The sequence below is a fragment of the Bacillus sp. NS1 genome, from assembly GCF_058248265.1.
In genome coordinates this window covers 1,029,903-1,043,318 of record NZ_JBZAZF010000001.1, presented here as the reverse complement: position 1 = coordinate 1,043,318, position 13,416 = coordinate 1,029,903, and the positions used below count along the sequence as shown (strand labels likewise).

Annotated in this window: 14 protein-coding genes; 10 read left to right on the top strand and 4 right to left on the bottom strand. The window is 43.7% G+C overall.

All coding sequences use genetic code 11. From position 1 onward, the window contains the following. Nucleotides 1-144: 144 nt before the first annotated feature. Nucleotides 145-966, top strand: a complete 822-nt coding sequence (locus AC4CV5_RS05220) for an alpha/beta fold hydrolase (protein ID WP_166848965.1) — start codon at nt 145-147, stop codon at nt 964-966. A gap of 27 nt (nt 967-993) precedes the next feature. Here the strand turns inward: AC4CV5_RS05220 and AC4CV5_RS05215 are convergent, their stop codons facing one another. Next, complete coding sequence (locus tag AC4CV5_RS05215; protein WP_166848962.1) at nt 994-1,254, bottom strand: YugE family protein; 261 nt, start codon at nt 1,252-1,254, stop codon at nt 994-996. 86 nt (nt 1,255-1,340) lie between these two features. Here AC4CV5_RS05215 and patB point away from each other — a divergent pair, with 86 nt between their 5' ends. The 3 genes from patB to kapB all read left to right on the top strand — a co-directional run bounded on the left by patB (nt 1,341) and on the right by kapB (nt 4,351). Continuing rightward, on the top strand, nt 1,341-2,504 hold the full coding sequence (patB, locus tag AC4CV5_RS05210) for a cystathionine beta-lyase PatB (RefSeq protein ID WP_490922173.1): 1,164 nt from the start codon (nt 1,341-1,343) through the stop codon (nt 2,502-2,504). Nucleotides 2,505-2,632: 128 nt separating this feature from the next. After that, nucleotides 2,633-3,919 (top strand): sporulation sensor histidine kinase KinB, encoded by a 1,287-nt coding sequence (gene kinB / locus AC4CV5_RS05205; RefSeq protein WP_490922172.1) that lies wholly within the window; start codon nt 2,633-2,635, stop codon nt 3,917-3,919. Nucleotides 3,920-3,964: 45 nt separating this feature from the next. Beyond that, on the top strand, nt 3,965-4,351 hold the full coding sequence (kapB, locus tag AC4CV5_RS05200) for a kinase-associated lipoprotein KapB (RefSeq protein WP_490922171.1): 387 nt from the start codon (nt 3,965-3,967) through the stop codon (nt 4,349-4,351). Nucleotides 4,352-4,377: 26 nt separating this feature from the next. Here kapB and kapD read toward each other — a convergent pair whose 3' ends face one another. Continuing rightward, nucleotides 4,378-4,995, bottom strand: coding sequence for a 3'-5' exonuclease KapD (gene kapD, locus AC4CV5_RS05195; RefSeq protein WP_490922170.1), 618 nt, complete (start codon nt 4,993-4,995; stop codon nt 4,378-4,380). A 75-nt stretch (nt 4,996-5,070) separates the two neighbouring features. Further along, entirely contained in the window at nt 5,071-5,274 is a 204-nt protein-coding gene (locus AC4CV5_RS05190) for a hypothetical protein (protein ID WP_166848947.1), read from the bottom strand. Here AC4CV5_RS05190 and AC4CV5_RS05185 point away from each other — a divergent pair. From AC4CV5_RS05185 to AC4CV5_RS05175, 3 genes are all read left to right on the top strand, one after another. After that, on the top strand, nt 5,177-6,385 hold the full coding sequence (locus tag AC4CV5_RS05185) for a multidrug efflux MFS transporter (RefSeq protein ID WP_411809593.1): 1,209 nt from the start codon (nt 5,177-5,179) through the stop codon (nt 6,383-6,385). The genes AC4CV5_RS05190 and AC4CV5_RS05185 overlap by 98 nt on opposite strands. A gap of 92 nt (nt 6,386-6,477) precedes the next feature. Then, nucleotides 6,478-8,352 carry a transglycosylase domain-containing protein gene (locus tag AC4CV5_RS05180; RefSeq protein WP_490922169.1) on the top strand — a complete coding sequence of 625 codons (1,875 nt, stop codon included), beginning with the start codon at nt 6,478-6,480 and terminating at the stop codon, nt 8,350-8,352. A gap of 20 nt (nt 8,353-8,372) precedes the next feature. Then, nucleotides 8,373-8,786 carry a thiol-disulfide oxidoreductase DCC family protein gene (locus tag AC4CV5_RS05175; protein WP_166848941.1) on the top strand — a complete coding sequence of 138 codons (414 nt, stop codon included), beginning with the start codon at nt 8,373-8,375 and terminating at the stop codon, nt 8,784-8,786. 17 nt (nt 8,787-8,803) lie between these two features. On the opposite strand, the gene AC4CV5_RS05170 is transcribed toward AC4CV5_RS05175, so the two are convergent. Then, nucleotides 8,804-9,361 carry a YufK family protein gene (locus AC4CV5_RS05170; protein ID WP_003220744.1) on the bottom strand — a complete coding sequence of 186 codons (558 nt, stop codon included), beginning with the start codon at nt 9,359-9,361 and terminating at the stop codon, nt 8,804-8,806. A gap of 177 nt (nt 9,362-9,538) precedes the next feature. Between AC4CV5_RS05170 and maeL the strand changes: the two genes are divergently transcribed. From maeL to nupN, 3 genes are all read left to right on the top strand, one after another. Next, on the top strand, nt 9,539-11,140 hold the full coding sequence (gene maeL / locus AC4CV5_RS05165) for a two-component system sensor histidine kinase MaeL (protein ID WP_490922168.1): 1,602 nt from the start codon (nt 9,539-9,541) through the stop codon (nt 11,138-11,140). Continuing rightward, on the top strand, nt 11,133-11,840 hold the full coding sequence (gene maeM, locus AC4CV5_RS05160) for a two-component system response regulator MaeM (RefSeq protein ID WP_166848917.1): 708 nt from the start codon (nt 11,133-11,135) through the stop codon (nt 11,838-11,840). Before maeL ends, maeM begins: the two co-directional genes overlap by 8 nt. A gap of 470 nt (nt 11,841-12,310) precedes the next feature. Further along, the gene (nupN, locus tag AC4CV5_RS05155) at nt 12,311-13,390 is read left to right on the top strand and encodes a guanosine ABC transporter substrate-binding protein NupN (RefSeq protein WP_166848914.1); all 1,080 of its coding nucleotides are present in this window, start codon (nt 12,311-12,313) and stop codon (nt 13,388-13,390) included. The last annotated feature ends 26 nt before the right edge of the window (nt 13,391-13,416 follow it).

Genomic DNA, 13,416 nt, shown 5'->3' with positions numbered 1-13,416 from the left:
TTCACACCTTTGCAATGTCAAGAAATCTCATGACATTATATCACGTTTTTTGACGAATGCTAAGAAAAAACGAGGAGAAACTTCCGCTAGAATTGACAATTTCAGGGCACAATACAGACATCACATGAAAGGGAGTGACACAGAATGGAGGCGGTCTCACCAATAAGGCGGCATACAGTCAATGGCGTAAATGTATACTACGAACATTATCAAAATCCGGGCAGGCAAACACTTGTCTGCGTACACGGCTTTTTATCGTCTGCTTTCAGCTTCAGAAAAGTCATCCCTCTTCTTCGGGACAGGTACGACATTATCGCACTTGATTTGCCTCCTTTCGGCCAATCTGAAAAATCGAAAACCTTTATCTATACCTATCAAAACCTCGCGAAGCTCGTCATTGGGATTTTGGAACACTTGCAAGTCAAACAGGCTGCGCTTGTCGGCCATTCTATGGGCGGGCAGATTTCGCTGGCTGCTGCTCTCCAAAAGCCGGAGCTTTTTTCAAAGGTTGTGCTGCTTTGCAGTTCAGGGTATTTAAAACGTTCGCACCCATCAGTCATTTTCGGGACCCACCTCCCGTATTTTCATCTTTATATCAAACGCTGGCTCTCAAAAGAAGGCGTGATGAAAAATTTATTAAATGTTGTGCATGACAAATCGCTGATTGATGAGGAGATGATTGACGGCTATGGCAGGCCGTTTCAAGACGAGCAGATTTTCAAAGCCATGACAAGGTTTATCCGCCATAGAGAAGGAGATTTAGAACCCGAGCAATTAAAGAAAATGAACAAGCCTGCTTTATTGATTTGGGGCGAGGAGGACCGAATCGTCCCTGTGGAGATTGGTAAACGGCTGCACGGAGATTTGCCCGATTCCGTGCTGTACTCACTCGGTCAGACTGGACATCTGGTGCCTGAAGAACGGCCTGAAATCGTTTCCGAACACATTGCAGAGTTTATCAAATAACAAAAAAACCGGTGCTGAACCGGTTTTTTAAGGCGTACAGGAGCTGCTGTTTTTAATGAATAAAAGCTGGCCAGCCACTTCCCGGCAGCTGTCAATCGGCAGCATTTGTTCAAAGGAAACTTCAAATATATGCTGAATGCTTTTCGCCAGCGCCTCGGGATCGTCTTCATCATAGACGGCCTGAACGACATCAACAGCCTCCGTTTCGTAAAACTCTTCTCCATATTTAAACGGGTCCCATTTGGAAATAATCTTGATCATTTCCCTGACCGCTTGACTTTCTTCCATATTCATCACCGCTTATAATATAATTTGCAGTTCAATTTTATCATAGTTACGTGAAGAAGAATAAACCTACATGAGGGGGTAACAGAATGAACTTTGATAAACGAGAAGAACGCCTTGGCACCCAATCGGTCAAATGGGACAAAACAGGCGAATTATTCGGCGTGACAGACGCACTCCCGATGTGGGTGGCGGATATGGATTTTCGCGCGCCGGAAGCGATAACTGAAGCATTAAAAGAGCGCCTCGACCACGGGATCTTCGGTTATACGGCTCCAGACCAAAAAACGAAGGATGCTGTGTGCGGATGGATGCAAAACAGGCACGGCTGGAAGGTGAACCCAGAAAGCATCACATTCAGCCCGGGCGTTGTCACAGCTTTGAGCATGGCGGTACAGGCTTTCACGGAGCCTGAAGACCAAGTGGTGGTCCAGCCTCCTGTCTATACGCCTTTTTACCATATGATTGAGAAAAACGGCCGGCGCATTTTACATAATCCGCTGCAAAAAAAAGACGGCACGTATGCAATGGATTTTGAAGATTTAGAGACGAAGCTTAGTGATCCAAGCGTCAAATTGTTTATTTTATGCAATCCTCATAACCCTTCAGGGCGTTCATGGGGACGGGAAGATTTACTGAAGCTTGGCGAATTGTGTCTTGAGCATGGGGTCACAGTTGTATCGGATGAAATCCATTCCGACCTGATGCTGTACGGACACAAACACACGCCGTTCGCTTCTCTCTCTGACGAATTTGCTGAGATTTCTGTGACATGTGCTGCACCAAGCAAAACATTTAATATCGCCGGATTACAGGCGTCGGCCATCATTATACCGGATCGGCTGAAGCGCGCTAAGTTTTCCGCAAGCCTGCAGCGCAATGGTTTAGGCGGATTGAATGCATTTGCCGTCACTGCGATCGAAGCCGCTTACTCTAAATGCGGACCGTGGCTCGATGAATTGATCTCTTACCTTGAGAAAAACATGAACGAAACTGAAGCCTTTTTGAGCACCGAGCTGCCGAAAGTTAAAATGATGACTCCGGATGCATCTTACCTGATCTGGCTCGACTTCAGCGCTTACGGCTTGTCCGACGCTGAGCTTCAGCAAAGGATGCTGAAAAAAGGAAAAGTTATACTAGAGCCCGGGACAAAATACGGGCCTGGCGGAGAAGGATTCATGCGCCTGAACGCGGGATGTACACTTACGACCTTGCAGGACGGCCTGCGCCGTATCAAAGCTGCATTAGCGTAAAATATAGCCTGTTAAACGCCTTTACGTCTTCATTCGTAAAGGCGTTCTTTATAAAGGAATTTTATATTTTACTTCTAATATTTAGTGTTATAATAGATTCATATTTTATACGAAAGGATTTCACACGAATGGAAATTCTAAAAGACTATCTCCTGCATATCTGCTTTATTTTGTTTCCTATTCTTCTCTACCAAGTGTTTTGGCTTGGAAAGCCGGCGATCCTTGTGCCCAAAATAAACAACGGGTTGGTCACGTTATTCGCCTGCGGCGCCTCCGTTTTATGCATTATATTTCCTATTCATGAAATGGACTACATACAATACGGCCTTCAGATGATTCCCGTTATCATTTGTTTATTTTACATTAGTACTGCTTCCGGGCTTACAGTCGCCGCAACTGTCTTATGTTTTGAACTGCTGTTTTACGAACCTTCCGCAATGTTTGTTTTCACTTTGCTGCCTTTTCTTATCATCATCCCAATCTTATTTCAGAAAAAATGGCCATTCATGTCCAAAGCGAAAAAACTGCTGCTGTCTTTGTTGCTCAGCTGCTTGGAGATTTCCCTATTTTTCGCCTCCAGTTGGATTTTTACTACCTTGAATATTTTAAATTTTCAAAAATCAGGAATTTTACTTTATGAGGCAGCTGTCTCAGGGGTGTTCCGCTCCAGCGTTCTTCTTTTAAGTATCTATATTATAGAAAGCATCGCCGAAAATATCGCCCTGCGTTCACAGCTTATCCATTCAGAAAAAATGACGATTGTGAGTGAACTGGCAGCGAGCGTCGCTCATGAAGTCAGGAATCCGCTGACAGTTGTCCGCGGGTTTGTCCAGCTGCTTTTTAATGACGAAACCCTTCAGAACAAGTCGAGTGCGGATTACAAAAAGCTTGTACTGTCAGAGCTTGACCGGGCGCAAGACATTATTACAAACTATCTCGATATGGCCAAACAGCAATTGTATGAAAAAGAGGTTTTTGATTTATCGGCTCTTATCAAAGAGACAAGCTCCCTTATGGTGTCGTATGCCAATTACAAGTCTGTGACCGTCGAGGCTGAAGCAGAGCCCGGCCTTTTTATATACGGAGACGCAACAAAACTGAAGCAGGCTGTCATCAACCTGATGAAAAACAGCATTGAAGCGGTTCCTCACGGGAAGGGGATGATCCACATATCAGCCAAAAGAAGCGGCCATACGATTATGATTAACATAGCGGATAATGGAGTCGGCATGACAGACAATCAAATGCAAAAACTCGGCGAACCTTTTTACTCATTAAAATCAAACGGAACGGGACTCGGGCTCACTGTAACCTTTTCAATTATTGAACATCATCACGGGACCATTTCATTTAGCAGCAGCTTCCAAAGAGGCACCACGGTGACAATTAAGCTTCCCGCTGATCTTCCTCACTAGCAAATCGCTTGGAACTTTTATAGAATAAATGTGAGGTGATGACAGATGAGTACGTTTGAGACTGGTTCTATCGTTAAAGGATTTTACAAAACAGGTGTATACATAGGAGAAATTACGGCTAGCAGGCCGCAGCATTATTTAGTGAAAATCAAAGCGGTTCTTACCCATCCCGCTCAAGGAGACCTTCATCATCCAAAACAGGCGGATGTGCCGTTTTTTCATGAGAGAAAAGCGCTCGCATACGGCGAACAGACCAATATCCCCCATCATATGGTGAAGCCTTATGACGGTGAAGTGCCGGATTATGCCAAGTCTTTGCGGGAGGCGGCAGCAAAGCTGAGAGCCAAATTGAATGAGGATGGTTCGGAGTGGGCAAAGCGCTCCCTTAATACTCTGGACGTTTTAGAAAAAGAATATTTTAATCGGCCATAACCCAGTCTGACAAAAGATTGGGTTTTTTACGTCGCGCGCTTGAACAGTTCGGATAAATCGACTCTTTCGCCGATTGTCGGCGGTTTTGGTTTTTCGAGATACTGCTTATCCTGCTCAACAAGCTTAAAAAGCTTATGTGCTGTAAGAGCATCATCAAGCGCTTTATGATGGGTGCCTGTTCCGGAATCTCCATACTCTTCGGCAGCTTTCCATAAACCCGTTAGTGTCCGGTCTCCAAAAAAGTTTTTGTATTCAAGCGACAAATCTCTCATTTCTCCTTTAAATGGGAAAGGAATATGGTTAAACATACAGTTTTGCTTCAGGACTTTCATGTCCATGTTTCCCCACGTAATAATCGTGCTGTTTTTCTCAGGATCAAGCTCGTTTAGTTTACGGATGAAATCTTCGAACCTCATCCCCTCGTCTACCTGCTTTTGAGTAATTTTTAAAAATGATTTGCAGCGTTTCGTCAGCTTCGGGAATTTTTTCGGTCTGACATAGCTAGAAAACGTCTCAACTACTTCATCATCAACCGACTTTACAATTCCAGCTTCAATGATTTCCGGAAAAAAATTTTGCGGGCTGTACTTTCCCTCGGGCATCGTAAATTCGAAATCAATAATGAGTAAGCTGTTTGTCGTCACCTTTTTACACCTGCCTTTCCTCCGATCAGAAAATGCTATCTTTATAGTATATCAATTCCCCTTCTCGACCTTTCTTCATTTTCTAAAAATAATGAAATTTCCCAGCCGCTTTGTTTCTTTTAAATTATGAATCGTTTCTTTATAATTAGTAAGGAACCCGAAATAATAAGAAGGTGATGTTATTTCTATCCGTAAGAAAAACTTTGTCATTGTGTGGCTGGCCAACTTTTTTGTCTCTGCCAGCACAACGATGATTATTCCTTTTCTCTCCTTATACATTGAGACGCTCAGCACTTTTTCAAACGGCTTTGTGCAAAGGTGGAGCGGCTATGTGTTCGGCATTACATTTCTCATGGCGTTTTTGGTATCCCCGTTTTGGGGGCGGTTCGGAGACAAACGCGGATACAAGAAAATCCTTATGGCAACCGGAACGGGCATTGCCCTCAGCATTTTATTAATGGGCTTTGTGACATCGGTGTACCAATTGTTTTTCCTTCGTATGGCAATGGGGCTTGTAACCGGATTCATCCCGACGTCTCTTGCGATGATTTCGGCACAGACCCAGAAGAGCTCAGCCGGCAAAACACTCGGTACGCTTCAAATGGGGCAAGTGTCCGGAAGCTTGTTCGGTCCGCTTTTGGGAGGCATGCTTGCTGACCGTTTCGGCTTTACGTATACCTTTTTTATCACATCCTTTGTGATTTTCTCATCTGTTCTTCTCGTGTTATTCGGCGTCAAAGAAAAGCCTCTTGCAGAAAAGACAGCCAAACGTACGTCTTACTCGAGAAAAGAAGTGCTCTCCTATATTTTTCACCAGCCGGCGCTTTGGGTCATGATGCTGTTAACCATGCTGATTCAAACAGGCAATTTCAGTATCCAGCCGCTGCTCGCTTTATATGTAAATGAGCTGCACGGACCTGTCAATCTGGCCTTTTTCTCTGGCATGGCATTTTCAGCAACGGGACTCGGAAGTTTGCTGCTGGCTAGAAAATGGGGGGATCTGGGCGACCGCTATGGCCATCGCCGCATTTTAATCGGACTTTTACTCGCCGCCTCTTTCTTTTTTATTCCGCAGGCGCTTGCGTCCTCACTCAGCGTGCTCCTTGTTTTCAGATTTTTATTCGGAATGGCGATGGGCGGCTTGCTGCCATGCATCACTGCAGCCATCCGCGTTCAGGCCCCCGGAAGCATTCAAGGAGAAGTTCTCGGCTACAATGTCAGCTTTCGCTTTTTAGGAAACGTGCTCGGGCCTCTTCTGGGCGGAATCATATCGAGCCATTTTACAATTTCGGCCGCCTTTTATGTCACAGCGTTTCTCTTTTTCGCCGGCGCCTGCATGCTTTGGATCATGCAGAAATTCCGGAAAGATTCTTATGCCAAAGCTAGCTGATTCTCAGAAAAAACTGAGGATACTTCTAAATTTAACCTTCTCGTAAACTCAAAAGAATGGTACGATATGGCTAGAATTTAGGAGAAAAGAGAGTGACCATGTTACGAAAAATAATCGGATGGATTTTGCTCCTTTGCATAATCCCATTGTTTGCATTTACAGTTATCGCTTCCGGAAAAGAAGTAAAACAAATGAAGTCCCTGGATCAGGTGCTTGATAAAAATATTAATCTGAAAGATATCAGCCTTGTTCAGAACAGCTACATGTATGACAGGGACGGCTCCCTTGTCTCGGAAATCGTCAGCGATCACGAAAACCGTGTTCTCGTTCCATTTGACAAGATTCCCGAGGAAGTCAAACAGATTTTCTTAACGTCTGAGGACCGGCATTTTTACGAGCATAAAGGCTTTGACTTTATGGGAATGGTGCGGGCAACCGCTTCTAACGTAAAAGACAAGAAAATTGACCAGGGCGCCAGCACCATCACACAGCAGCTTTCAAGAAACCTGTATTTAAGCCACGAGCGCTCCTTCAGCCGCAAGCTGACTGAGCTCGCGTATTCTTATCAGCTAGAGAAAAAGTATACGAAAAATGAAATTCTTGAAGCTTACTTAAATACGATTTATTTTAACAATGGCGTTTACGGTGTCGGTTCAGCGGCTGAATTCTATTTCAGCAAACCGCTGAAATCTCTCACAGTGGGAGAAATGGCTTTTATCTGTGCTATACCTAATAACCCTACATTATATGATCCTCTCAAGCATTTTGACTACACGAAAAGCCGTCAAGAACGTTTACTTAAAGGGTTAAAAGAAGCCGGGGTCATTACGGATAAAGAGCTGAAAAAAGCCGTCAAACAAAAAATCAAGCTTGATGTTGAAAAAAGAGAAGACAAATATCCGGACTACGTTTCCTACGTCAATGATGAGTTCACTCAACTGGTGTCTGAATCAGAAGGCTATGATAAACGTCTTCAAAAAGCGTCAGGAAAACAAAAAGAAAAGATCGAAAATGAGCTGTCCGCTAGAGTCAGCACTCTGATGAAAGACGGCGTGAAAATTTATACTGCACTTAATCCGTACATGCAGAATCAGGTTGTGGCACAAATGAATGCCAAGCTCCCGTATGCGGATGTACAGGGCGGAGCGGCTGTGATCAATCACCAGACGCATCAAATCGTCGCTCTATCCGGTGGGAAAAACTATCAAAAATATGACTTTAACCGAGCCTACCAGGCATACAGACAGCCGGGTTCATCCATTAAGCCGCTTCTTGATTACGGCCCTTATATTGAACAGACCGGCGCGACAGCAAGCAGCACTATTGATGCCAGCAAGTTTTGCAGCAGAGACTACTGTCCGCAAAACTACAACAACCGCACGTACGGCACAGTGACGCTCGACACGGCATTTAAAAATTCATATAATACACCGGCCATCAGAATGCTGGACCGTGTCGGCATCCAAAAAGCATTCAGTTATATTGAGCCGTATCATTTTGCCAAACTTGTCAACAGCGACTATCTTCTCCCGGCGGCGCTTGGCGGATTTACAAACGGCATGACGCCTCTTGAGATGACAAAGGCGTATACGACATTCGGCAACAGCGGAAGCTATACGCCGAGCCATGCAATTACCAAAGTGACAGACCTTAATGGAAAAACGCTTTATAAATGGAATGATAAATCGACTCAAATATTCAGCGTCCGCACGAACATGCAGCTGAAAAAACTGATGTCTTCCGTTGTAAAAAGCGGGACAGGGAAAAAAGCATATTTTAAAGCGCCTTACATCGGCGGTAAAACAGGAACATCAAATGATTATCACGATATGTGGTTTGTCGGCCTGACAGATACGTACACAATGGGTGTCTGGGTCGGAAAAGATACACCGAGCAGCGTTGAATATCTTCACAGTATCAGCCCTCAGCTTTCCATCTGGAAAGGGACGCTGCAAGCGGCTTATTAAAGGATCGGAGGGGAGCTGGCGTGGCATCAGAACAAATTCCAAATCGCGTTTTGCTGTTTGACGGCGTGTGCAATTTATGCAATGGCGCCGTGCAATTTATCATTAAACGTGATCCAGACGGATTGATTTCTTTTACATCGCTGCAGTCGGAAACAGGACAGAGCCTGCTGAAAAAAAGCGGGCTCCCGACTGATCAGTTTGACAGCTTTGTCTTTATTGAAGACGGCCAAGTGTACACAAAGTCAACTGCAGCCATTAAGGTTTTCAGGCATCTGCGGGGCCCATGGCGGCTCTTCGTCCTGTTTTTTGCAGTGCCGAAGCCTTTGAGAGATATGATCTATTCTTTCATAGCCAAAAACCGCTATAAGTGGTTTGGCAAGAAAAATGAATGTATGCTTCCCTCCCCTTCTATTAAAAAAAGATTTTTACCGTAAACGAAAAAATGGCTAGCTTACACAGGTAAGCTAGCCATTATGCTATTATAAAGCTTGATAAATATGAACAGAATACCGATAACAAAGGTAAACCAAAACAGCAGTTCCAAAAGAATGAACCCGACTAATGACATAAGAGAAAGCGTTGAATAAATCCGGTATACAATAAACACAAAGTAAGCGAGCGTGACGACCGCAAACCAGATCACAATCCAGATCACATTTTGCAAGAGCACAAAGGATAAAATCCCGCCGCCTAAATAAATCATGGAACCCATTCTGATTTTTTTCAGATTGTTCCCTTCCGGATCATTAGCAAAAAACAGCAATGATAGCTCAGTCACGGTATTCGCAATTAATTTCAGAGCTGACAGAACCATAAAATATAAAAGTGCAAAGGCAGCAAATAACGCAAGCCTGATCCCTTTCTCTGAAAAATAATCGAGCATTCCATCATACATTCCAAATGAAGACAGCATCTTCAACGCATAAAGTGAAGTTGAAATGGATAACGACGAACTAAAAAGCAGGATCGCAATCAGCGGAAAGTATCCTGTCAAATAAGTATTTTTCATATAAAAAAGTCCCTTTCTATAATCTACCTCATTTATTATGGAGGACTTAAAACACATTGACAAGATAAATTATTCCATTTTTTCTCCTTTTTACGAATTACGATCCCAAATCTTCACAAAGCAGCATTTTGAGAGTAAAGTAGTACGCAGGAATCATAAAACGTAAGGAAGTTTTATATGAAAAAAACATTAAAACTGCAAACCAGACTTACCATATTTGTTTGTATCGTTGTGTTAATCGCACTGCTCATTACATTTTTTACTGTAGGTGCCCAAACCACCACACGGATTAGAGATCAGGAAAAAGCCACTGCGCTGCAGACTGCTGAAATGGTAGCCGAAGCGCCAATCACAGCCTCTGCCTTAGAAAGCGGAAAAAACCAGAGGGAGCTGCAAAGCTACACAAAGCGGGTTCAGAAAATCACCGGCACGGAATTTGTTGTCGTCATGGATATGAACGGCATACGCAAAACCCATCCCGACCCGAACAAAATCGGAAAAAAATTCATGGGCGGTGATGAATCCGAAGTATTAAAAGGACATGTGCATATCAGCACTGCCTCTGGCACGCTCGGGAAATCGCAGAGGGCTTTCGTCCCTGTCTACGCGGAGAACGGAAAACAGGCCGGTGCAGTCGCAGTCGGCATCACCGTAAATGAAATTGATGAAGTGATCAGCCACAGCTTACGGCCGCTCTACTTTATTATTTGCGTCAGCATTTTCGTCGGTGTGATCGGAGCTGTTATCGTCGCCCGTACGGTGAAGAATATCATGTACGGACTTGAACCTTATGAAATTGCGACTCTTCTTGAAGAACGGAGCGCAATGCTGGAATCGACGAAGGAAGGAATACTCGCTGTCGATGAACACGGGAAAATCAAACTTGCCAACGCGGAAGCAAAGCGTCTATTCGTGAAAATGGGCATCAACACAAATCCCGTTGATCAGGATGTAAATGACCTCTTGCCGAAAAGCCGCTTGAAAAAGGTCATTGAGACAAAAAAACCTCTTCAAGACAGAGACGTCCGCATTAACGGGTTAGAGCTTGTGTTTAATGAAGTTCCCATCCAGCTGAAAGGACAAACCGTCGGAGCGATTGCGACATTCCGGGACAAAACCGAGGTAAAACATTTAGCCGAACAGCTTTCCGGTGTTAAAATGTATGCAAACGCATTGAGAGCACAGTCTCATGAATTTATGAACAAACTGCATGTGATATTAGGACTCGTCCAGCTGAAAGAGTATGATGATCTTGGAGATTATATTAAAGATATTGCCATTCAGCAAAAGTCAGAAACAAGCGAAATTATAAATGATGTCAAAAGCTCCGTACTGGCCGGTTTTCTGCTCGGAAAACAGAGCTTCATCCGGGAGCAGGGCGCAAATCTTGATATTGAATGCAAAGGTGTCATCCCGAACGCGGCAGACCCTTCAGTCATTCATGAACTCATTACAATCATCGGAAATCTCATCAACAATGCATTGGACGCCGTTGCGAATATGCCTAAAAAACAAATTACCATGTCCATGCGTTTTCATAACAGCATACTGGACATTGAAATTACCGATACAGGAGCAGGCATGTCTGAAGAAGATCAAGCCAAAGTATTTGAACAAGGCTATTCAACAAAGGGCAAAAACCGGGGATTCGGCCTTTATTTTACACAGCAAAGCATCGAAAATTTAAAGGGCCAAATGATCCTCACAAGCGAAGAGAATGAAGGAACGACATTCAGTCTTCGCGTCCCGTACGAACCGAAGGAGGAAAATCATGATTAATGTACTAATAGTTGAAGATGACCCCATGGTGGGTGAATTAAATAAACGATACTTAAGCCAAATAGAAGGCTTTCAGTTGAAAGGCATCGCCTCTTCCTTTCAAAGCGCTCTTCATGTTTTAGGAGAGCATCACATCGACCTCATCTTGCTCGATATTTATATGCCGGGTAAAAACGGGCTGGAACTTCTCACGGAACTGAGAGCCCAAAATGAAGCGGTTGACGTGATTGTCATCTCAGCGGCCAGCGAGCTTGACGTTATCAAGAAAACACTTCGTTACGGCGCTGTCGATTATTTAATCAAACCGTTTGAATTTGAACGTTTCCAAACTGCCCTGTCAGATTACAGACGAAAACAAAAGGTTTATTCCACCCATCGCAACATGAGCCAAAAAGAACTGGACGCCGAGCTTTTTCAAAAGAAAGAAGCAACAGAAAAAGTGCAGCTTCCTAAAGGCCTGACAAAAAGCACGCTGAAGCTGATTTGGTCCAGTATCCAGTCATTTGAAAATGAATCTTTTACGACAGAAGACTTGGCAAACCACACAGAGATCTCTCAAGTATCCATACGAAAATACTTGAAGTTTCTTGAAGATATACAGGTTCTGAATGTAGAAATGGCATACGGCACAATCGGAAGACCTGTGTTTCAGTACAACGTGAATACAGGAAACCTTAACGGAATTAAACAATATCTATAAAAAAAACGCACTGTTCACTCCGAGCAGTGCGTTTTTTTCTGTCATATCTCTTGCCAAGCTGCTTGATTCTATTGATGATAAGTTATACAAGGATAATAAAGGGCTTTTTCACACGTTTGAACAAACAATTCTAAAAATAGATATTTTTTAAAAAATATGTGAAATTCTATTTATTTCTTGTGAGTAAAATGATAAATTATGATTGGTTAGTTGATCCCGAAACTAAGTCATAAGTCTCACTTCAGAAAAAGATGTCACGGTTTCCGCCCGGAACCTTCCGCATCCTTCCCTTCCCCTCCTTTCGAAGGAAACACTCACACCATGCTTATTCAGGGAAGACCAGAACTGTCTCAGCGCATTCCATTTGTTATTATCAGAAAATTTTATCGATTATAAGAAATTGTTCAGGACAGCCCATCACATGACTGGCCGGATCAGCTTTGAACCAAATTTTTCTGGGGGGTTATATCTTGAATAAACGAAAAATCGGATTGGCGATGTCACTTGTGATCGCAGCAAGCACCATATTAGGAGCATGCGGAAACAGCGAAAAAAGCAGCGGCTCCGGCGAAGAAAAAAATAAATTCAGTGTGGCGATGGTTACTGACGTAGGCGGAGTGGATGACAAATCCTTTAACCAATCAGCCTGGGAAGGCATTCAAGCCTTCGGGAAAGAGAACGGGCTTGAAAAAGGCAAAAACGGTTACGACTACCTTCAATCAAAATCAGATGCAGACTATACAACAAACTTAAATAAATTAGCACGTGAGAATTTCGACTTGATTTACGGGGTCGGCTACTTAATGGAGGACTCAATCAGCGAAATTGCTGATCAGCGCAAAAATACAAACTTTGCAATTATAGATGCTGTTGTTGATAAAGACAACGTTGCAAGTATTACGTTTAAAGAGCAGGAAGGCTCATTTCTCGTTGGAGTGGCCGCAGCTCTATCAAGCAAATCAGGAAAAATCGGATTTGTAGGCGGCATGGAATCAGAATTAATCAAAAAATTCGAGGTCGGCTTCCGTGCCGGCGTGCAGGCTGTAAACCCTAAAGCCGTTGTCGAAGTGAAATACGCAGGCGGTTTTGATAAAGCCGACGTCGGTAAAGCCACCGCCGAAAGCATGTATAAATCCGGGGTAGATGTTATTTATCATTCAGCAGGAGCCACTGGCACAGGTGTCTTTACTGAAGCGAAGAACCTAAAAAAAGAAAATCCGAAACGTGATGTCTGGGTGATCGGTGTTGATAAAGACCAATACGCGGAAGGCCAGGTAGAAGGAACAGATGATAACGTCACCCTCACTTCCATGGTCAAAAAAGTAGATACAGCGGTTGAAGATTTAACGAAAAAAGCAAGCGAAGGAAAGTTCCCAGGCGGCGAAACGCTCACCTACGGCCTTGACAAAGACGGGGTCGGCATTTCCTCATCTCAACAAAATCTATCGGATGATGTGATCAAAGCGGTTGATAAATGGAAGAAAAAAATCATCGATGGATTGGAAGTGCCAGCAACTGAGAAAGAGCTGAAAACCTTCAAAGCTGAATAAGAAGCGCAGGGATAAGGAGGTCGAGC

Bases quoted from the DNA above. Each gene is read 5' to 3' on its own strand.
- AC4CV5_RS05220 (WP_166848965.1), top strand. From the start codon at position 145: ATGGAGGCGGTCTCACCAATAAGGCGGCATACAGTCAATGGCGTAAAT.
- AC4CV5_RS05215 (WP_166848962.1), bottom strand. From the start codon at position 1,254: ATGGAAGAAAGTCAAGCGGTCAGGGAAATGATCAAGATTATTTCCAAA.
- patB (WP_490922173.1), top strand. From the start codon at position 1,341: ATGAACTTTGATAAACGAGAAGAACGCCTTGGCACCCAATCGGTCAAA.
- kinB (WP_490922172.1), top strand. From the start codon at position 2,633: ATGGAAATTCTAAAAGACTATCTCCTGCATATCTGCTTTATTTTGTTT.
- kapB (WP_490922171.1), top strand. From the start codon at position 3,965: ATGAGTACGTTTGAGACTGGTTCTATCGTTAAAGGATTTTACAAAACA.
- AC4CV5_RS05190 (WP_166848947.1), bottom strand. From the start codon at position 5,274: ATGTATAAGGAGAGAAAAGGAATAATCATCGTTGTGCTGGCAGAGACA.
- AC4CV5_RS05170 (WP_003220744.1), bottom strand. From the start codon at position 9,361: ATGAAAAATACTTATTTGACAGGATACTTTCCGCTGATTGCGATCCTG.
- maeL (WP_490922168.1), top strand. From the start codon at position 9,539: ATGAAAAAAACATTAAAACTGCAAACCAGACTTACCATATTTGTTTGT.
- maeM (WP_166848917.1), top strand. From the start codon at position 11,133: ATGATTAATGTACTAATAGTTGAAGATGACCCCATGGTGGGTGAATTA.